General features: G+C 64.0%; 20 protein-coding genes. 9 read left to right on the top strand and 11 right to left on the bottom strand.

From position 1 onward, the window contains the following. Positions 1 to 98 precede the first annotated feature (98 nt). Both J6500_RS14465 and J6500_RS14460 read right to left on the bottom strand, forming a co-directional pair. Positions 99 to 1,328, bottom strand: a complete 1,230-nt coding sequence (locus J6500_RS14465; RefSeq protein ID WP_225713372.1) for a DUF1501 domain-containing protein — start codon at positions 1,326 to 1,328, stop codon at positions 99 to 101. Next, entirely contained in the window at positions 1,325 to 2,590 is a 1,266-nt protein-coding gene (locus tag J6500_RS14460; RefSeq protein ID WP_512699710.1) for a DUF1800 domain-containing protein, read from the bottom strand. Before J6500_RS14460 ends, J6500_RS14465 begins: the two co-directional genes overlap by 4 nt. A gap of 347 nt (positions 2,591 to 2,937) precedes the next feature. On the opposite strand from J6500_RS14460, the gene J6500_RS14455 reads away from it, so the two are divergent. Both J6500_RS14455 and J6500_RS14450 read left to right on the top strand, forming a co-directional pair. Beyond that, positions 2,938 to 3,141: a cysteine-rich CWC family protein gene (locus J6500_RS14455; RefSeq protein ID WP_225713371.1), complete on the top strand. Its 204-nt coding sequence runs from the start codon at positions 2,938 to 2,940 to the stop codon at positions 3,139 to 3,141. Beyond that, positions 3,138 to 3,824 (top strand): HAD family hydrolase, encoded by a 687-nt coding sequence (locus tag J6500_RS14450; protein WP_225713370.1) that lies wholly within the window; start codon positions 3,138 to 3,140, stop codon positions 3,822 to 3,824. Before J6500_RS14455 ends, J6500_RS14450 begins: the two co-directional genes overlap by 4 nt. 105 nt (positions 3,825 to 3,929) lie before the next feature. On the opposite strand, the gene J6500_RS14445 is transcribed toward J6500_RS14450, so the two are convergent. Continuing rightward, the gene (locus tag J6500_RS14445) at positions 3,930 to 4,526 is read right to left on the bottom strand and encodes a TetR/AcrR family transcriptional regulator (protein WP_225713369.1); all 597 of its coding nucleotides are present in this window, start codon (positions 4,524 to 4,526) and stop codon (positions 3,930 to 3,932) included. Positions 4,527 to 4,616: 90 nt separating this feature from the next. Here J6500_RS14445 and J6500_RS14440 point away from each other — a divergent pair, with 90 nt between their 5' ends. Then, a complete protein-coding gene (locus J6500_RS14440) occupies positions 4,617 to 5,408 on the top strand; it encodes a crotonase/enoyl-CoA hydratase family protein (protein ID WP_225713368.1) in 792 nt (263 codons plus the stop codon). A gap of 119 nt (positions 5,409 to 5,527) precedes the next feature. On the opposite strand, the gene J6500_RS14435 is transcribed toward J6500_RS14440, so the two are convergent. The 3 genes from J6500_RS14435 to J6500_RS14425 form a co-directional block, all read right to left on the bottom strand. Further along, positions 5,528 to 6,235 (bottom strand): glutathione binding-like protein, encoded by a 708-nt coding sequence (locus tag J6500_RS14435; RefSeq protein WP_225713367.1) that lies wholly within the window; start codon positions 6,233 to 6,235, stop codon positions 5,528 to 5,530. A 170-nt stretch (positions 6,236 to 6,405) separates the two neighbouring features. Then, a complete protein-coding gene (locus J6500_RS14430; RefSeq protein WP_225713366.1) occupies positions 6,406 to 6,639 on the bottom strand; it encodes a hypothetical protein in 234 nt (77 codons plus the stop codon). A 25-nt stretch (positions 6,640 to 6,664) separates the two neighbouring features. Beyond that, complete coding sequence (locus J6500_RS14425; RefSeq protein ID WP_225713365.1) at positions 6,665 to 7,426, bottom strand: sulfite exporter TauE/SafE family protein; 762 nt, start codon at positions 7,424 to 7,426, stop codon at positions 6,665 to 6,667. Between the two features lie 278 nt (positions 7,427 to 7,704). On the opposite strand from J6500_RS14425, the gene J6500_RS14420 reads away from it, so the two are divergent. From J6500_RS14420 to uvrB, 4 genes are all read left to right on the top strand, one after another. Then, a complete protein-coding gene (locus J6500_RS14420; protein ID WP_225713364.1) occupies positions 7,705 to 8,610 on the top strand; it encodes a LysR substrate-binding domain-containing protein in 906 nt (301 codons plus the stop codon). A gap of 128 nt (positions 8,611 to 8,738) precedes the next feature. After that, positions 8,739 to 8,969 carry a hypothetical protein gene (locus J6500_RS14415; protein WP_225713363.1) on the top strand — a complete coding sequence of 77 codons (231 nt, stop codon included), beginning with the start codon at positions 8,739 to 8,741 and terminating at the stop codon, positions 8,967 to 8,969. Positions 8,970 to 8,980: 11 nt separating this feature from the next. Continuing rightward, positions 8,981 to 9,172 (top strand): hypothetical protein, encoded by a 192-nt coding sequence (locus J6500_RS14410; protein WP_225713362.1) that lies wholly within the window; start codon positions 8,981 to 8,983, stop codon positions 9,170 to 9,172. A 102-nt stretch (positions 9,173 to 9,274) separates the two neighbouring features. Then, positions 9,275 to 12,187: an excinuclease ABC subunit UvrB gene (gene uvrB, locus J6500_RS14405; protein ID WP_225713361.1), complete on the top strand. Its 2,913-nt coding sequence runs from the start codon at positions 9,275 to 9,277 to the stop codon at positions 12,185 to 12,187. Here uvrB and J6500_RS14400 read toward each other — a convergent pair. From J6500_RS14400 to J6500_RS14380, 5 genes are all read right to left on the bottom strand, one after another. Continuing rightward, a complete protein-coding gene (locus tag J6500_RS14400; protein WP_225713360.1) occupies positions 12,084 to 12,812 on the bottom strand; it encodes an MT-A70 family methyltransferase in 729 nt (242 codons plus the stop codon). The genes uvrB and J6500_RS14400 overlap by 104 nt on opposite strands. 14 nt (positions 12,813 to 12,826) lie before the next feature. Further along, on the bottom strand, positions 12,827 to 14,980 hold the full coding sequence (locus J6500_RS14395; RefSeq protein WP_225713359.1) for a DGQHR domain-containing protein: 2,154 nt from the start codon (positions 14,978 to 14,980) through the stop codon (positions 12,827 to 12,829). A 427-nt stretch (positions 14,981 to 15,407) separates the two neighbouring features. Further along, the gene (locus tag J6500_RS14390; RefSeq protein WP_312018215.1) at positions 15,408 to 15,896 is read right to left on the bottom strand and encodes a GNAT family N-acetyltransferase; all 489 of its coding nucleotides are present in this window, start codon (positions 15,894 to 15,896) and stop codon (positions 15,408 to 15,410) included. An 873-nt stretch (positions 15,897 to 16,769) separates the two neighbouring features. Then, positions 16,770 to 16,961, bottom strand: a complete 192-nt coding sequence (locus tag J6500_RS14385) for a hypothetical protein (RefSeq protein ID WP_225713358.1) — start codon at positions 16,959 to 16,961, stop codon at positions 16,770 to 16,772. Between the two features lie 81 nt (positions 16,962 to 17,042). Beyond that, positions 17,043 to 17,273: a hypothetical protein gene (locus tag J6500_RS14380; RefSeq protein ID WP_225713357.1), complete on the bottom strand. Its 231-nt coding sequence runs from the start codon at positions 17,271 to 17,273 to the stop codon at positions 17,043 to 17,045. A gap of 263 nt (positions 17,274 to 17,536) precedes the next feature. Between J6500_RS14380 and J6500_RS14375 the strand changes: the two genes are divergently transcribed. Then, entirely contained in the window at positions 17,537 to 17,980 is a 444-nt protein-coding gene (locus J6500_RS14375; RefSeq protein ID WP_225713356.1) for a nuclear transport factor 2 family protein, read from the top strand. Positions 17,981 to 18,084: 104 nt separating this feature from the next. Then, complete coding sequence (locus tag J6500_RS14370) at positions 18,085 to 18,342, top strand: hypothetical protein (RefSeq protein WP_225713355.1); 258 nt, start codon at positions 18,085 to 18,087, stop codon at positions 18,340 to 18,342. Positions 18,343 to 18,516: the final 174 nt, after the last annotated feature.

Genomic DNA, 18,516 nt, shown 5'->3' with positions numbered 1-18,516 from the left:
CTATGCTGCGCTTTGGCACCAGCGCGTTCCTAACAATGACCAGCGGTGGCTATGGGTCCCGGCCTGCGCCGGGACGACACCGTGGTAGAGGCCCGCGCTTACGTAACCAACCCCTTCATCGGCTTCACTGGGGCGCTGTCCGGAAACACCGCATCCGCGAGCACGCGCTCTCCCAAGCCGAACTGGTCGTGCAGCACGCCCTTGATCACGGCGCGCAGATCCGTCGTCGGAGCGAGGTCGCGGGCCTGGTAGAGGTTGGCGGGCTTCAGCCCCGGCCAGTCGGTGATCATGCGGCCGCCGCGCACCGCGCCGCCGGCGAGCAGCGCGATCGTGCCGGTGCCGTGGTCGGTGCCTTCGGTGCCGTTGATACGCGCGGTGCGGCCGAACTCGGTGGCGACCACGATCACGGTGTCGCGCCAGCGCGCGCCGAGGCCGCTCTCGAAATCCGCCAGCGCGCCGTCGAGGCCGCCGAGCAGTTGCGCAAGCCGGCCGACCGGCCCGCCTTCATTGGCATGCGTGTCCCAGCCGTCGAAAGCGAGCGCGCCGATCCGCGGACCGTCATCGGCCGCCATCAATTTCGCCGCGCCGCGCGCCACCAGCCGCATCGCGGCAGCGCCGCCCGCGCCGGGCTTCGGCTTCATGTCCTCGCCGCGCGCCTGTTTCTCGAGCTGCAAGCCTTGCGTCAGCGCGCTCGCCAGCGCGGGATCGCGGTGCTGATACAGTTCGAACAGGCGCATCGCGGTGTCGTCGCCGGCCTGCGGCAGCGCGGTCGGCGCCCAGCCGACGGTCGGCGCGGCGCCGCGCAAGACCAGCGGCGCGGTCGGGCCGACCGCGAGCGCGCTCACCACGCGCTCGCCCTTCGGCAGCGCCTCCAGCGCACGGTTGAGCCAGCCGGACTGCACGCGGCCGGGACCGGGAAAGCCGCTCTCCAGCACATCCTGCCCGTCGAAATGCGAGCGCTCGCGATAGGAGGTCGCGACCGCATGGACCACCGCGGCCTGCTTCGCACGGTACATCCGCGCGAATTCCGGCATCGCCGGATGCAAGCCGAAGAAGGGATCGAGCATCACGGCCGCGTTCGGCCCGTCGGGCCGCAGCGCGATCGCGCCATGCAGGCCGGCATAATCGGGGTCGCCCACCGGCGCGACGGTGGCGAGGCCATCGAGCGCGCCGCGCAGGATGATGACGACGAAGCGGGGATCGCGGCCGTCGGCGGCGCGCGCGAATTTCGGCAAGTAGGCCCATGCCGCGAAGGAGGCGCCGCCGAGCAGCAGCGCGCGGCGCGACGTCGCCTGCATCATCACGCTCTCACAGCATGCCATCGTCATCTCCTCTGGAACTCAGGCGCCATCAGCAGCAACGCCAGCGCCTGCTGGCGCGATTCCGCGCGCTCGATCGTGCGCCGCGTCTCGGGCGAGGCGGCATCGGCGGCAACGAGCTCCAGCAGGTCGCGCGGATCGAGCCGGTCGCCGATCTGGGAGGCGAGTTGCGCCGAGATATCGAGCCTGAGCTTCATGCCCTCAGGCGCCGCCCAGGCCGCGCTGGTGTCCGGAAAACCGTTCGGCCCGGCGGGCGACCACAGCGGCTGGCCAAGCAGATTGAGGCCGCCGAGATAGCGGCCGGGATCTTCCGGGTTGCGCGCGAGCAGGCGGCCCGATGCGATCAGGAACTCGTAAGGCGAGCGCATTTTTGTGAGTGGCGCCTGCCACGCCTCGTTCGACTCCACGAGCGCGGTCGCGAGCGCCCTGAGATTACCGTCGGTCTTGCTGAAGACGTCCTGCAGCTTCGCCACCAGCGCCGGCGGCGGATCGTCGGCGACGAAATGGCGCGCGAACTTGGCGGCGATGAATTTTGCGGTCGACGGATGCCGCGCGATGTCCGCGAGCACCGCCTCGCCCTGCGCGATGCCGTCCTGCGCATAGGTCTTGCCCAGCACCTGCTGCGGCCCGGGCTGATGCGCATTGGCATTGAACACGAAACTGCCGGGCGCGCCGAGCTGGCCGTTGCGGCCGGCAAAGGTCCACCCCGTGATGACGCGCGCGAACGAGGTCACGTCGTCCTGGGTGTAGCCGCCGCCGACGCCGAGCGTGTGCAGCTCCATGATCTCGCGCGCCAGGTTCTCGTTCAGCCCGCGCTTGCGGTTGAGGCCGGCGCGGGAGTCCGGTCCGAGCGATTGCTGGTTGTCGAGGAAGAACAGCATCGCCGGATGCTGCTCGACCGCCTTCAGCATGTCGGCGAAGCGGCCGAGCACGTGCGGGCGGATCGCCTCGCGCTCGAACGAGCCCGCCCACATCCGTGCCAGCGCACCCTTGTTCGCGGAGATGCAGAAGTGATTGGACCAGAACACCACCAGCCGCTCGACAAAGCCGCAATCGGCGGCGACGCCGCGCTGCAGCCGCGCCAGTGCCTCGGCGCGGAACGTCTTCTGGATGATGTTGGGCGGCTCGACCGGCGGCTTCGGTGGGTTGGCCGATGGCTGCATCGTCGCACCGGGCGCCATCGCTGCCCTGGCATCGTCGGCCGTCTGCGCCTGCATCGACGGGTCGCCGGCGCAGCCTTCGCGGCATTGCGCGCCTGCTGCACCTCGAATTGATAGTCGAACACCTGCTTGCCGAGCTCCGGCGTCGAGAGCAGGCCGGGCACTTCGAGCAGCGCGCCGTTCGGGCGCGACAGATCGGCGATGACGAAGCCGCGCGGGTCGGATGCTGCGTTGGTAAAATCGCCCGACGCGCCGCCGCGGGCGCCGAAGCCAAACCGATTGAGGGCGACCAGCGCTGCCTGCGAATCGCGAGCCATGTTAGTGTTCCAAGTTAGGGTTCTTGCAGTTCCCTCGACCGCGGGCCCTTGTATATGGACTGCGCGCCATCATAGCGCGGTTCGAGATGAACCCGAGATTAATTCCACGATTAAATCGCGGTTAGAAATTCCCGTTCATTCATGACAGAGCGAATCGAACACACTGCGCCCCGACGCCTCGCCTGCGCCAGATGCGGCAGCGAATTTTCCTGCACGCTCGGAGGGCCGTGCTGGTGTTCCGACGAAAGCTTTCGCCTGCCGCTGCCGAGCGATGGCGGGGACTGTCTGTGTCCCGCCTGCTTGCGCCGGCTCGCCGAACAACACGCAAGCGCGAGCGCCACGTGAGCGGGCGCTGGATCGTCGATGCCGTCCTGCTCGACATGGACGGCACGCTGCTCGATACCGAGAAGGTCTATTTCGACAGCCTGGCCGCGGCACTGAACGGCTGCGGCTACACCGACGATGTCGTCGCGCTCTGCCATTCCATGGTCGGCCTGCCCGGACCGGTCTGCGAGGCGATGCTGCTGGAGCACTACGGCACAGCGTTTCCGCTCGCCGACGTCAACCAGGCGTTCCTCGACCATCGTGACGAGATGATGCGCGAAGGCCTGCCGCTCAAACCCGGCACGCTCGCGCTGCTCGACGCCCTCGCCGCCGCCGAGCGACCGATGGCGATCGTGACCTCGTCCTCGCGCTGCTCCGCCGAGCGCAACCTCGCGCTCGCCGGCATCCGCGACCGCTTCGACACGCTGCTTACGCTCGACGATGTCGCACAGGGCAAGCCGGATCCCGAGCTCTATCTGAAGGCAGCCGCGCATCTCGGCGTGATGCCGCAGGCCTGCGTCGCCGTGGAGGATTCCAACCACGGCGTCGCCGCCGCCCACGCCGCCGGCGCCATCACGCTGATGGTGCCTGATATGGCGCAGCCGACCGAAGAGACACGCGGCAAATGCGCGGCGGTGCTGCCGGATCTCAACGCGGTGCTGGCGCTGCTGCAAGAACGCGGCGCGCTGGTACGCTCCAAGTAGCCGTCATGCGAGGAGCGAAGCGACGAAGCAATTCATACCCTCCGCAAGCGGAGAAATGGATTGCTTCGCTTCGCTCGCAATGACGCTAGATGGCCTCTTGCGCCTCTAACACCGCCTCCCTCGCCGCCCCACCAGCGCCATCTCGATCAGCGAGCGCGCGGCCTCGCCGGCCGTTTCCATGTAGCTGGCGTCGCGGTGCAGCAGGACGACGGCGAACGAGCCGTCGAGCAGCAGCAGGATCTGGCGCGCCAGTTGCAGCGGATCGGCGATGCCCTCCGCCGCGAAAGTCGCACGCAGCCAGTCCTCGAACTTCTTCTTGTGCGCGGCACCGATCCTGATCGCGGGATGGCCGGGCATGTTGGCGAGCTCGGCCGAGGTGCGCAGGAAACCGCAGCCCTTCCACTTCGGATGCCGCGCCGAACGCGCGAGGTTGCGGAAGATCGCCTCGATCTTGACCGGCACGCCGCCTTCGGTCTCGTCGAACCATTTCCGGAACACCGCGAGATTGGGCTGGTCGCGCGCGGCGAGATAGGCCGCGACGAGGTCGTCCTTGCTGCGGAAGTGATAGTACAGCGTCCGCTTGGTGAGGCCGGCCTTGGCGGCGACCTCGTCGACGCTGACGCGGCGGATGCCTTCGTTGTAGAACAGCGCGCTTGCCGCCTGGATGATGCGCTCGCGCGTGGGCTCGGACGGTCTTGGCATGCCGCGTATGTATACTAACCAGTGAATATACACAAATCGCGGCTGCCCCTACATTCGCCTCCGACACACGCCAATGCCGGAGACCGCATCATGACCGAACCCATCCTGCTCGCCGTCGACGACGGCATCGCCCTGATCACGCTGAACCGCCCGGAGCGGCTGAATGCGCTCAGCTACGGCCTGATCGACCGTCTGATGGCGGCGCTCGACCGTATCGAGGGCGACGCCGGCGTCCGCGCCGTGGTCCTGACCGGCGCGGGCGAGCGCGCCTTCTCCGCCGGCGCCGACATCCATGAATTCTCTGACAGCGTCGAACAGGGCGCCGCTGTCGCGGTGCGTGACTTCGTCCGCCGCGGACAGACAATGACCGCACGGCTCGAGGCGTTCAAAAAGCCGGTTATTGCCGCGGTCAACGGGATCGCGTTCGGCGGCGGCTGCGAGATCATCGAGGCCGTGCATCTCGCCGTCGCCAGCGACCGCGCGCTGTTCGCAAAGCCCGAGATCAAGCTCGGCATGCCGCCGACCTTCGGCGGCACGCAGCGCCTGCCGCGGCTGGCCGGACGCAAGCGCGGACTGGAGCTGCTGCTGACCGGCGATCCGTTTTCGCCGGAGCACGCCCGCGACATCGGGCTCGTCAACCGCGTGGTGCCGCACGATCAGTTGCTTCAGGCCGCCCGCGAGCTCGCCGGCCGCATCATCAGGCATTCGTCGGGATCGGTCGGCAGCACGATCACCGCGGTGACGCGTGGGCTCAACATGCCGATCGCCGAAGGGCTGCTGGTCGAGAGCGAGCAGTTCGCCGCGCTGGTGGGAAGCCGCGATCTTGCCGAGGGGCTCGCGGCATGGAAGGAGCGGCGGCCAGCGAAGTATGTGGGGGCGTGAGCGCGCTGTATCGGTTCGTCATGCCCGGGCTTGACCCGGGCATCCACGACTTCTCGTGCTCAAAAAACGTGGATGGCCGGGTCAAGCCCGGCCATGACGAGTAGAGAGAAAGACGCGCCCTACCGCACCACCGCCGCGGTCTGGCCGAACAGCAGCTTGCGTTCCTCCTCGGTGCGGATCGCGGGCTGGCCGAAATTCGGGTTGACCTCTTTCGCCTTGGCGTAGGCCCGCTCGGTCGCCGGACGCTTGCCGATGGTCTCCAGCCAGCGCTTCAGATGCGGGAAGTCCTCGATGTCCTGGCCCTGGTTCTTGTAGGGCACGACCCAGGGATAGCTCGCCATGTCGGCGATCGAATAGTCGCCGGCGATGAACTCGCGATCGGCGAGGCGCTTGTTGAGCACGCCGTAGAGGCGGTTGGTCTCGTTGACGTAGCGGTCGATCGCGTAAGGCAGCTTCTCGACCGCGTAGTTGCGGAAGTGGTGGTTCTGGCCGGCCATCGGGCCGAGCCCACCCATCTGCCAGAACGTCCACTGGATCGCGTCATAGCGGCCGTGCAGATCAGCGGGCAGGAACTTGCCCGTCTTCTCGGCGAGATAAAGCAGGATCGCGCCGGACTCGAAGATCGAGACCGGCTTGCCGCCGCCGTTCGGCGCGTGATCGACGATGGCGGGAATCCGGTTGTTCGGCGCGACCGCGAGAAACTCCGGCTTGAACTGATCGCCCTTGCCGATGTTCACCGGGAAAATCCTGTACTCCAGCGCGGTCTCCTCGAGAAACATCGTGATCTTGTGACCGTTCGGCGTGGACCAGTAATGGAGGTCGATCATGGGGCGATCCTGCGTTTGGGGGATTTCAGGCATCACGGGAGAAAGATGCGAATGCATGGGTTTGGGCGCAACCGCGCGGCCAAGTCAATGCGCGGGCATTGCACCGCGCGCGAATGTGATGCGCAAGCTGCGCATCGCCGCGAGCGAGCCTCCGGCGCGATGGCCTCAGCTCATTGCATCCGCCCATGCGCGCGCAGGAACGTCTCGCCGCTTTCCGTCACCGTCACCCGCATGCCCTCGACCGAGGGGCGGCGCGCGACGTAGCCGCGGTCGACGGCGTCTTCCCAGATCGTCAGCCGCGGGCACGAGGTGCGCCAGACCTCGAGCACCTCGGCATAGGGCCGCGGCTCGCGCGCGATCCATTCGACGAGATCGAGCACCAGGGCATCAGGGGTCTCCGCCATGCCGTCCTCCTTGTGCGATCGCAGTTCACTTCGCGACCGCGGCGTCGCCCGCGAACATCAGCCAGCCACCATAGATGATGTAATAGCTCGCCACCGTCGTGATCAGCCGGTTGGCCCAGGTGCGGAACTGCTGGTCGCTCATCGCCTCCAGGATCTTGCGCGCCAGCGAGGTGCCGAGCATCGATGCCGCGACCGCGACCGCCGCCACCACCGGGTCGAGCGAGGCCGCCTGGTCGATGATGCCGCCGAAATAGATCAGCTTTGTGAGATGGCTCGCGACCTGGCAGGTCGCCTTGGTCGCCACCGTCTCGCGCCGGCCGTAATTGCCGCCGAGGAAGAACGTATCCATCAACGGCCCGGAGACGCCGGTCATCAGCATCAGCCCCATGCACACCGAGCCGTAGAATGCGCCCTGCCAGACGCTGTCGGGATTCGGCTTGATGCTCTTCGGCATCAGCCGCGCCATGAACGGCGTGACGCCGAGCAACAGCAGCGCCACCGGCTTGTCCGGCACGTAGCGGGTGATCGACCACAGGCCGAGCGCCAGCGCGCAGCCGATCAGGTAGACTGCGACCGGCCGCCACCTGATATGCGCCCGCCATAGAAAGGCGCGCCAGCCGTTGGAGGCCATCTGGGTGATCGCGTGCAGCACCATCGCCGAGGGCAGCGGCAGGATCGCCAGCAGCACGCCGATCAGGATCAGCCCGCCGGCCATGCCGAACAGCCCCGACAGGAACGCGGTCGCGACCATCAGGGCACCGAGCGCTGCGATCAGTAACGGGCTCATCTGACATCTCCGGCGGCGCCGGCGCGTCCCTCCCTCTCCCCGCTTGCGGGGAGAGGGTCGGGGTGAGGGGGAGCCTCTCCGAGGGAGGTTGCAGATGGACTCGCGGAGGCTCCCCCTCACCCGGAGCGCATCTTGCGATGCGATCCGGCCTCTCCCGCACGCGGGGAGAGGCAAGGAAACCGTGCGCTTGCTACTATGATCATCCTTCTGCGCCGCTTGGCGCATTCCCGCAAACTGAGTTATCTTGCCCTTGCATCAGCTTTCCTGAGGGTCACGATTTGCGGCGGCTGCTCTTTCTCAACGGCATCAAGGCATTCGAGGCGGCGGCGCGGACCGGCAGCTTTGCCGCCGCCGGCAGCGAGCTCAACGTCTCGGCCGCCGCGATCAGCCGGATGGTGCATCTGCTGGAAGAGCGGCTCGGCGTCGCGCTGTTCGAGCGCAAGGCCAACCGGTTGGTCACCACGGCGGCCGGCCGCGCCTATCAGAGCGGGCTGACGCCGATCTTCGACGCGCTGGCCAGCCTCACCGCGCAGGTCACGGCGTCGGCGAGCACGCGCGTGCTCACCGTCGGCGTCGGTCCGACGTTTGCGATGAAATGGATGATCCCGCACCTTGCCGAATTCCGCAAAGCCGAGCCCGACATCGAGGTGCGGATCACCACCGGCGGGATCGCGGCGCCGTTCGGCGACGACTGGAGCTGCGGCATCAAGCTCGGCGACGGCGAATGGCCGGGCTTCGTCGCCGAGCCGCTGTTCGCCGCCGACCTCTTGCCGGTCTGCACTGCGCGGCTCGCCAACACGCTGAAGCGCCCGGCCGACCTCAAGGGCCCGAGCCTGATCCGGGTCGCGCATTCGCCCGACGACTGGCCGTCCTGGCTGAAGGCCGCCGGTGTGCCGCGGCTGAGTGCGCGCGGGCCCGAGTTCCAGTTCTACGGCCAGGCGCTGCAGGCAGCTAGCGACGGGCTCGGCATCGCGATGGGCATCCGGCCCTATATCGATGACGACCTCGCCGCTGGCCGGCTGGTGGCACCGTTCGCGCTGAGCGTACCCAAGGGGATGCGCTGGTACCTCGTCTACCGCCGCTTCCACGCCGACCAGCGCGACTTCGCCGCGTTCCGCCGCTGGATCGTCCGCGCCGCCGCCGAACCCGCAGCCCCGCGCAAGAGCGCTCGCGGCGTCGGTTGACGCAACGCGTTACCGCTCTTCTGTCCGGTTTCCTACTGCGCGCAAAATAAACCTGACAGCTTGTGATCTCGATCACATTTGCCGTCGCGCCCGCATGGTTCGATGGCGCGGGGCGATGCGAGGTCGTGATGATCTACAGCGGTTTTGAAATCAAGTCGTTCGAAGTGGGGAAGGGTCAATGGCACGCCAGGATTCAACGGATCGATCAAGAGCCGGTCGTCATCGATGGCATGCCGTTTCCAACGCTCGACATCGGCTTTGCGTGGTCCGATCGGGATGCAGCGATCAGCGACGCGACGAAGACTATCGACCGGCTCCAGCAGCGGTATGGTATGACAATGCCGTCAGCGTCAACGTGACGGGCAACGCCATGGTCGCCGTCGTCCCGCAATGCGAACCCGATCCGGTCTGGCCGCCCCAAGTGAAAACCGCCTGCCCGGACTGTGCGTCGGAACTGGCTTTGCTGCGCGTCATCCCCGGCCGCGCCGCCGAATACTGGACCATGCGCTGCGTCGGCTGCGGCGGGATCCACATGGATATCGTCGACAAGCCGCGCGCGTAAGGCGCGGCCAAATCCACTGACATCTGCTGACAGCAAAGCGCGGGCTAAGTCCGCGCGCCCTTTGCCCTTTTCTCGCTGCCGGACTCGTCCCATATTCCGGCCATGGCGAAGACTCCGAAGACCCCCAAAAAGCCCGGCAAAACCCCCAAGTCGAAAGCGCACCGGCCCGACGTGCTGCCGATCGGTCCGGCGCTCGCCGAGCTGCTCAACCCCGCGATCAATCGCGGCGATGCCGGCATGGGATCCGGCACCGGCTTGCAGCCGCCGCCGGACAATTCCTGGGACCGCCGCGCCGGCGGCGAAGCCGCCGCGCATCGCGCCCGCGCCTCGACGCGCGAAACCAGCGAGGTTGTCGCCCGTCGCGATACCGCGGGACTCGAGGAAGCGCCGCAGGCCAATTACGGCACTTCGGCCACCGTCCCGACGCTCGATCCGGAACTGGCGCGGCAGCTCGGGCTGCCGACCGCCGAGGATGACGACGAGGCGCTGGCGCGGCCGCCGCGCAACAAGATGGAAGCGCTCGGCGTCAAGGCGACCGCCGACGCGCTGGAAAATCTGATCCGCGACGGCCGCCCCGAGTTCCGCAAGGACGACGGCTCGATGCGGGTGTGGACCCCGCACCGGCCGCCGCGCCCGGAAAAGTCCGAAGGCGGCGTGCGCTTCGAGATCAAGTCCGACTACCAGCCGAAGGGCGACCAGCCGACCGCGATCGCGGAGCTGGTCGAGGGCATCGACCGCAACGATCGCACCCAGGTGCTGCTCGGCGTCACCGGCTCGGGCAAGACCTACACCATGGCGAAAGTGATCGAGGCGACGCAGCGCCCGGCGCTGATCCTGGCGCCGAACAAGACGCTGGCCGCGCAGCTCTACGGCGAGTTCAAGAACTTCTTCCCCGACAACGCCGTCGAGTACTTCGTCAGCTATTACGACTACTACCAGCCCGAAGCCTACGTGCCGCGGACCGACACCTACATCGAGAAGGATTCCTCGATCAACGAGCAGATCGACCGCATGCGCCACTCGGCGACGCGCGCGCTGCTGGAGCGCGACGACGTCATCATCGTCGCCTCGGTGTCCTGCATCTACGGTATCGGCTCGGTCGAGACCTACACCGCGATGACCTTCGCGCTGAAGAAGGGCGAGCGCATCGACCAGCGCCAGCTGATCGCCGACCTCGTCGCGCTGCAATACAAACGCACCCAGGCCGAGTTCACCCGCGGCACCTTCCGCGTCCGCGGCGACGTCATCGACATCTTCCCGGCGCACTATGAGGACCGCGCCTGGCGCGTGAACCTGTTCGGCGACACCGTGGAGAATATCGAGGAGTTCGATCCGCTCACCGGCCACAAGCAGGACGAGCTCGAATTCATCAAGATCTACGCCAACTCGCACTACGTGACGCCGCGCCCGACGCTGGTGCAGGCGATCAAGTCGATCAAGTCGGAGCTGAAGCTGCGGCTCGACCAGCTCAACGACCAGGGCCGCCTGTTGGAAGCGCAGCGGCTGGAGCAGCGCACCACCTTCGACCTCGAGATGATGGAGGCGACGGGGAGCTGCGCCGGCATCGAGAATTATTCGCGCTACCTCACCGGGCGCCGCCCCGGCGAGCCGCCGCCGACGCTGTTCGAATACGTGCCCGACAATGCGCTGATCTTCGCCGACGAGAGCCACGTCACCATCCCGCAGATCGGCGCCATGTTCCGCGGCGACTTCCGCCGCAAGGCGACGCTGGCCGAATACGGCTTCCGCCTGCCCTCCTGCATGGACAACCGCCCGCTCCGCTTCGAGGAATGGGACATGATGCGGCCGCAGACCATCGCGGTATCGGCGACGCCCAGCGGCTGGGAGCTTAACGAAAGTGGCGGCGTGTTCGTCGAGCAGGTGATCCGCCCGACCGGCCTGATCGACCCGCCGGTCGACATCCGCCCGGCCCGCACCCAGGTCGACGACCTCGTCGGCGAGGTGCGCGCGACGGCGGCGGCCGGCTATCGCTCGCTGATCACGGTGCTGACCAAGCGGATGGCCGAGGATCTCACCGAATACCTGCACGAGCAGGGCATCCGCGTGCGCTACATGCACAGCGATATCGACACCATCGAGCGCATCGAGATCATCCGCGATCTTCGCCTCGGCGCATTCGACGCGCTGGTCGGCATCAACCTGTTGCGCGAGGGCCTCGACATTCCCGAATGCGCGCTGGTCGCGATCCTCGACGCCGACAAGGAAGGTTTTTTGCGCAGTGAAACGTCGCTGATCCAGACCATCGGCCGGGCCGCGCGCAATGTCGACGGCAAGGTGATCCTCTATGCCGACAGCATGACCGGCTCGATGGAGCGCGCCATCGCCGAGACCAACCGCCGCCGCGAGAAGCAGGTCGAGTACAACGAGGCCAACGGCATCACGCCGGAGAGCGTCAAGAAGTCGATCGGCGACATCCTCAACTCGGTCTATGAGCGCGACCACGTGCTGGTCGAGATCGGCGACGGCGGCATGGCCGACGACGTGATCTCGATCGGCCACAATTTCGAGGCCGTGCTGAGCGACCTCGAAACCCGCATGCGCGAGGCCGCCGCCGACCTGAACTTCGAGGAAGCCGCCCGCCTCCGCGACGAGGTCAAGCGCCTGCGCGCCACCGAAATGGCCGTGGTCGACGATCCCACCGCAAAACAGCGCCACGTGCAGAAGCAGGCCGGCGCCTATGCCGGCACAAGAAAGTACGGCGACGCCGCCAACCTGCCGGTCAGCGCCCTGAAGAACAAGGCCGCGCAAACCTCGCTCAAGGCCGGCCGCGGCGGCAAGTCCGGCTCCCGCGTCCACAAGCCCGACCTCGACGAAATGCACGGCCCGGAGTCGCTGCCGTTCCGCCCGAGCGGCGCGCTGCCGGCAAAGCCGTTCGGCGGCAACAGCCGCATCATCCAGCCGACGGACTCAAGGCAGTCGGGGCCGGAGTTCGGCCCGTCACCGCGGAGCAGCGGTGGCGCGCCGGGGAAGCGGGGCGGATGGAAGAAGAGGTAGCTACTTCGGTTGACCTCGAATGGTTTGCATATGTTGGCCACGAGGGGACATACGCTTCGTTTGCCTGATTGCCCCACACGATCCAATTTGCGCGTGTCCCTCTTGCAAACAGCTCCAAGAACGGACCACCACTACACTTCTCGATCAGCTCATACTGTTCATCCGGCTTCCGAGAGTGCTCTCTTTTTCTCGTTGCAATGAAATTAACTTGGCTTCTAGCTGGTGGCAAAGTTCTTGCGCTCTTGCCGCGTATCCCAAAAAGCAGCACCTCGGTTACATTCCTAAAATAAAATCCTACGCCTCTTCCGTCAGGACCTCCGTCCTGCCGAATCTTGTGCCAGATGATATTCGACTTGTAGGTAAATCCCCATTGGTTAAGGACCGTCAGGCCATCAGGCAACATCGCGTTGGGCACCCAAAGATAAAGATGAGCAACGTCATCCACGATCTCTTGGACTCCAAGGCTCGCTATATCGTCCACGGATAGCGTTTCATAGCGCCTCAGCCTTGAGTGTTCCGGCGCGACTTTCCCTGTGTTGTTATGGAAGCGCCACGGCGGGTCCGCAAGTATCGTTCCAACGCGCTTTCCGGCAGTCGCCTTGCGCAACCCTTCGACACCCCACATTCGACGCCCTTTCCTTACAGCTCAAATCCAGCAGCAGTAAATCGGTCAAAGAGCTGCGCCTTGATGAAGGACACGAAATCAAGATCCTCTTCGCTGTATTGTCGATAAGGACTCTTGTGGGCGCTCACTCTACGAATCTCATTCAACCTCTCGAGCCAAGTTAGATAGTATTTTTTTCCTTTTTCGCCGGGCATCGGAACATTGAATATCGGTTCGAATGCCGCCCAATTTGACGGCTGCTTTATTATTTTTTCAAAGTCGATTAGATCGAGATAAGCTTCCTTGGGTGCACGCTTGGCTACGTTCGCCTGCTGCTGCTTCTTGTATGCATTCTGCTTTATTTCGACGTTCTCGATGCCCGAGTCCCAGTAGGCTTTTTCGCCGGACGGCAACTCATGGACACCATGAATCTTCTTCAAGGTCTCGATAACAACCTTCGAAATTGAGCCCTGAAGGTCACCGATGTCTTCGTCTGCCCTTTGAACTCGCGCATCAGCTGCGTGAGCCTTGTACTTCTTAAAGTCCTCTCCCCCAAAATCCTTGTGCTTCTTCTGAATTATGTCGCACAGATTGTAGAAATACTCGCGAACGCCACCGTCGCCAAATTTGCGTGCAAAGTTTGCCTCAACCGACTTATCGGAGGCCGTAGCTACGAAAGTTCGAATGGGTTCGATGAAGTTAGTAAGAGCTGAAACAACTCTTTCAGGACTTTCGACGCTCGGATCAAAATCTCCTCCCTTCGCCAAAAACTGCAAAGTCTCTTGCATCAATTGGAAATGCGCACGGATGCCAGGATTGACGCATATGTATGCAGCTTGGCCTCTTTCCCACCTGAGAGGGTTCGCGTCCATTATTGACCGAAAGTATCCATTGGTGATCTTTCTCGCCCGGGCGAGCGTCTCCTCATCCGTCTGCCCCGCAAAGAAACCAGGAATTTTCGACTTTTTTGGCAGGACCCTTCCAAATAAAGTTGAGCGCACCAACCCCTTCACCGCCTCCGCGATCGTTAGATTTTGGGTGCCGGACGGTGGAATGCCAGGAATCTCGAACCTTCTAAAAAACGGACTTGTATTGTCGCTGTTTACCGTTCGCACGAGTGAGGAAGCGAGAGCGGCGATCGCCTCCTTTGGATCACCCGAACCAAGCTTCAAATCTGCCTGCAACGTGACAAGCAACCCCTTCGGGACACTTCGTTGCTCGTGATTTATGGTGATGAACAGATCTGCTTCAGTCTTAGCGTCCATCTTTTCGAAGGCCAAAACGAACAAGCTGGTATCCAGAAATCGATCTGGAATGTTGGAAAAGCCGTAAAGCCTGTGCTGCCCATCAATCACCCACGCAGACTTGAATTTGCTTGGTAAATACAGCAAGCCGAACTTGATGTTTGGGTCGGCGTTGTCCCTGTTTGACAACAAGTCAAATCGACATGATTCCGTGAAGTTGACCAAGATGTTCGTTGGGAAATATCCGCCGCGTTGAATGAACGCTCCGATATCGCTTATCCGCTTCTTGTTGATCATTCGCTGATAGGCGGGTCTTCCATCTGGGTGATTGAGTGCCTGATGATTAACGAAGGCAATCTTCAGGAGATGCCGCGCGCTGATAACAAAGCTGTAGTATGTGTGAGCTCCAAACCGACCGCGCACTGCAGGAATACGTACATTTTCCAAATGGGGAATTTCTTGTCCCTCAAGAAACTCCGCGAGAAATTGATATCGTCCAGCCGTTCCAATATGTGAAACGAATGCTTCAAAGTACTGCAGTTCATTCTCTGTGATAATGCGCAGGTTTGCTTGCTCTGCACGCTCGACGTCTTTTTCAGCCCAAATGATGTTGTCCGTTGCGATGATCCAGATAATCTTCGGGTTATAGCCACCCCCAAAATAAGACCGCACAGCTTGACCAACTCTACGTTGCGTCTGTTCGATCTCGTCGATATCCTTCTGTAAAGCTTTTCTGCCTCTCGCCTCGCGAGCCCGGCATTCAGCGATTACAACTGTCTCATCATCTTTCGCGAAGACATCAATACGCTTTGAGGCGCTGGAGCCGTCCGCTTTCTTGTATTGAATTGCGAACTTGTCGCCGCTCAAAAACTGATAACCCATCAGAAAAAATAAGCACCAGATACGATCTTCCAATCTCGCATCCGCCGACTTCGGCTTCTTCATCCAAGTGTACGATCGGATGGGCTTATGCACGACCCAAGCGTCATCAAGATGCGCCCGTTCTTCATCGGGCAGGACCTTCTTGTAGATAAATGGGTCCCTGCGCCGCCGGAGCGTCGACCGTAGTGACACATGATCAACTAAAGGGCCTAAAACTCCCTCTGAAACCGTCCTTGTAGGCATACGCTCCCTCAACCCTTAATTGATTATACATTTCTTGAGGGCTGGTTCGTCAAGACCGCCCTTTGGCCAATGAGCGGTCATCTCGAATTAATCTGGAGAACCAGGGCACTGGCGCGGTTGAGCCCGACTTCGACGGTCGAGCTCGTGATCGCCCGGAGAAAACCAAGACCTACGGGATAACACTTCCCCAATTACGAGGCGTCGAATGCTCGATGGTAGCTGACCTCCCCACGCGGCGAACCACCCTTCAGCACCAGCCTCTGAAAGTACCGGCTCGGCTGCCACCATCCGTCAACCCTGGATCGCTGACGAAACCGAACCGGCCATAATAGGCGGGATCGCCGAGTACGACGGAGCCGTCGGCGTCGAGGGTCGCAAGTCGGGCAAGACCTTCGCGGATCAACGCGCTGCCGACTCCGTGCCGCTGCACATCGGGCGCCACCGAGACCGGGCCGAGGCCGTACCAGCGGCCGGGCTTGCCATAGATCCGCACCGGCGAGAAGACGACGTGGCCGACGATGCTGCCGTCGTCCGATGTCGCCACCAGCGAGAGGGCCAGTGCGCCGGCCTGGCGCAGTGCCTCGACGATGTGGGCTTCGGTGCCGCTGCTGTGGGGTGCTCGCTCGAATGCGGCCGCGGTAATGCGGCTGATTGCGGCGGCGTATTCATCGCGTTCGTCTCTGATCGGCATGGGCGGAGATAAGGCGCATCGGCCGAGGCAGGCAAGGGTGGCCACATTTATCGCTCCGCGGCGGCAGGACCGTAGGATGGGCGGAGCGCAGCGATACACATCGCCATGCCCCCGGGGATGCGGGTGATGGGTTTCGCGGAGGCTATCATCGAGCCGCGCGAAGCGTGGACTCGTTGCCTCTACCATCCAACGCCCCGGCGAACTGAATTGCCCCCAACGGATAGGTCAAGTCCCGCGCGCAAAAATATTTCTGTTTATCTTATTTCGGATTTTTCGTATAGACATCCTGTCTCACCCGATCGAGGGGCGCTGCGCATCGTCATTAGCGTCGTGGAGAGATGCGGTGGACGCTTGGCGTGCGACTGACGAGAGCACGCGAAGCGGACGGCGAAGTCGTGCAGACCGGACGCCCTAGCGGCAGGTGTCCTCTTGCAGGGTGCAATTGCATCTTGCGGGGGCGGTGACAAGAAAGCCCAGTCTCACCGGGGCGAGCACGTATAAGCCGTAACCCGTCGTGCAGGGAAAGCCGGGTTGTTTCCGGTTACACCTGTGGTCCTACCCCCGTGCTTTCTACCCATCGCACGGGGCCCATGGGTGCAATCGGCACCCGGCTTTCCCTGCGCCCTCTGTTCAGGAGAGGGGGCAAACGAAAAGCAAAGCTCGGACAAATCATGTCGCGAGAATGCGAAGCTACATCCATGACACAGAGCTGTTTGACAGGTGAATCGGATTTGCCCTGCCTCCGTCATTGCCAGCGGAGCGAAGTTGCCGCCGCATCTGCAGAGCGATGGATTGCTTCGTCGCTTCCCTCCTCGCAATCACGGTGGGGCGACTATCTCGTGCCCGAATGACCGCCTGTGGTTATGGGTCCTGGCATTCGCCAGGACGACAGCGGGGCATCTGGCGCGGGCCTCAGCCCTACCCCGACCGCCGGTTGCTGGTGTTCTGCGTCAGGTTGCCGTGCGCGGCCTGTTCGCGGATGTTGTGCTTTTCGTCGTCGCGATGGCCCTTGGTGGTGTCGAGCGGAACGGCGGGGGCGCTGCCGGGGCCCTTGTGGCTCTGATTGTCGTCGGGAACTGGCTGGATGGTTGTTGTCTTTGGTTTCGTCATCAGTGTCTCCGTTACGCAAGGAGACAACGCCGCCCGTGCAGGCGGCGTTCCGGAAACCTCACTTCACAACTAGCCCGGCCATCAAAGCCTTTCCGGCCGCGCAGGCTGCCCCTGCTGCTGACGCGGCTGTTCCTTGGCGCGATGGCGGCCGTAGAGGCAGCCCGCGGCGGCGCCGAGCATGCCGTGATGGCCGGCATAATGACCGGCGACGCCGCCGACGATGGCGCCCTTGATGCAGCCCTTGGCGTCGGCTGGCGACGCAGCGGCTAAAGCAACGACGGCAATGGCGGAAGCGAGCAGGATCGATTTCATGATGTGTCTCCGGGAAGATATTGCTGCATCAACGGGGAGACCGGCACGCTGGTTCCGGTCTCGCCCTTTTTCGACGCGCCGCGCAACGCTGGCGGGCCCCGCTCGTACAAGTGCATCCAGGCAAACCTTTTCGGTCATGCCCGCATCACACGCGCTGGTTGCTGAACCTATTGCTGCCTGACGCGTCGAACATTGGGTTGATTGTGCAGCGGTTCGGTCCACAATGGGAATGGGCGGGTCGCAGTGAACGCGACGGAGCTGACATGGACGAGGACCTGAACCGGCAACGCGTGCTGAACTTTCTCGATGTCTACTATGCCGGCGGCATCGAGGGCGCGCTCGACCGCTGCAGCGACGACGTCGCCTTCCTCGCCAATGCGCCGATCGACATCCTGCCGCATATCGGCCAGCACCGCGGCAAGCCGGCGCTGCGCCAGATGTGGAACACGATCCACGACCGCTACTCCGACATGCGCTACGAGGCGCCGATCGTGGTCGCGCAGGGCGACCGCGTGGCGGCCCAGTTGCGGGTCTACTTCCGCAAGCGCGGCAATGCGCGCGTGGTGCAGTTCGACGTTGCGGTGTTCTACACGTTGCGCGACGGCAAGATCACCGAGATCCGCGAGATCATCGACACCTTCGACCTGGTCCAGCAGGTGCTCGAACGCGATGTCGCGGCGGTGCTCACCGCCGGCGGCCGGCTGTAGCGCCGGGTCGTCGCATCTCGCGAATTCTGCACGCCGACGTTGAACCTCCGCGGTCCCGCACCGACCCATCACTGGGCTTGTTGCGGATATCGGGGCTGACCATCATGAGAATTGCGTTGCTGGCCTTGCTCGGCCTTGCCTTGGGCGCGCTGGGCGGCGCCGCGCTCGGCATCGGCGCCGGGCTCGGCTGGATTGAGATCTTCAGGACCACGCATATCGACAGCGGCATGCTGGTGTTCTTCACCTTCATGCCCCTCGGCGCCGCGATCGGCGGCCTCGGCGGCGCGCTGCTGTTCGCCGTGATCGCCCTGCGCGACGGCGAAATCGCGATCGAGCACCAGCCGGTGCACCGCGATCGGTAAGGCACGACGAGCGCGTCGCACCCTTCGTGTAAGGTGAGCATGCCGGCCGGGCTCCCTCCCCCCTTGCGGGGGAGGGTTGGGGAGAGGGGTGGCCCCGGACGACATTCATCAATGTGACGACGCTCACAACTGATCAGCGCGGTCGTTGAAGCGCGCGCCTTCGAGGGACTTCCC

It is taken from the genome of Bradyrhizobium semiaridum (assembly GCF_020329505.1).
Lineage (GTDB): Bacteria > Pseudomonadota > Alphaproteobacteria > Rhizobiales > Xanthobacteraceae > Bradyrhizobium > Bradyrhizobium semiaridum.
The sequence above is the reverse complement of the archived record's forward strand: the minus strand, read 5'-3'. Positions and strand labels throughout refer to the sequence as shown.

Coding starts and splice junctions, on each gene's coding strand:
- J6500_RS14465 (WP_225713372.1), bottom strand. CDS start 1,328: ATGACGATGGCATGCTGTGAGAGCGTGATGATGCAGGCGACGTCGCGC.
- J6500_RS14455 (WP_225713371.1), top strand. CDS start 2,938: ATGACAGAGCGAATCGAACACACTGCGCCCCGACGCCTCGCCTGCGCC.
- J6500_RS14445 (WP_225713369.1), bottom strand. CDS start 4,526: ATGCCAAGACCGTCCGAGCCCACGCGCGAGCGCATCATCCAGGCGGCA.
- J6500_RS14440 (WP_225713368.1), top strand. CDS start 4,617: ATGACCGAACCCATCCTGCTCGCCGTCGACGACGGCATCGCCCTGATC.
- J6500_RS14435 (WP_225713367.1), bottom strand. CDS start 6,235: ATGATCGACCTCCATTACTGGTCCACGCCGAACGGTCACAAGATCACG.
- J6500_RS14430 (WP_225713366.1), bottom strand. CDS start 6,639: ATGGCGGAGACCCCTGATGCCCTGGTGCTCGATCTCGTCGAATGGATC.
- J6500_RS14425 (WP_225713365.1), bottom strand. CDS start 7,426: ATGAGCCCGTTACTGATCGCAGCGCTCGGTGCCCTGATGGTCGCGACC.
- J6500_RS14415 (WP_225713363.1), top strand. CDS start 8,739: ATGATCTACAGCGGTTTTGAAATCAAGTCGTTCGAAGTGGGGAAGGGT.
- J6500_RS14410 (WP_225713362.1), top strand. CDS start 8,981: ATGGTCGCCGTCGTCCCGCAATGCGAACCCGATCCGGTCTGGCCGCCC.
- uvrB (WP_225713361.1), top strand. CDS start 9,275: ATGGCGAAGACTCCGAAGACCCCCAAAAAGCCCGGCAAAACCCCCAAG.
- J6500_RS14400 (WP_225713360.1), bottom strand. CDS start 12,812: ATGTGGGGTGTCGAAGGGTTGCGCAAGGCGACTGCCGGAAAGCGCGTT.
- J6500_RS14395 (WP_225713359.1), bottom strand. CDS start 14,980: ATGAAGAAGCCGAAGTCGGCGGATGCGAGATTGGAAGATCGTATCTGG.
- J6500_RS14385 (WP_225713358.1), bottom strand. CDS start 16,961: ATGACGAAACCAAAGACAACAACCATCCAGCCAGTTCCCGACGACAAT.
- J6500_RS14380 (WP_225713357.1), bottom strand. CDS start 17,273: ATGAAATCGATCCTGCTCGCTTCCGCCATTGCCGTCGTTGCTTTAGCC.
- J6500_RS14375 (WP_225713356.1), top strand. CDS start 17,537: ATGGACGAGGACCTGAACCGGCAACGCGTGCTGAACTTTCTCGATGTC.
- J6500_RS14370 (WP_225713355.1), top strand. CDS start 18,085: ATGAGAATTGCGTTGCTGGCCTTGCTCGGCCTTGCCTTGGGCGCGCTG.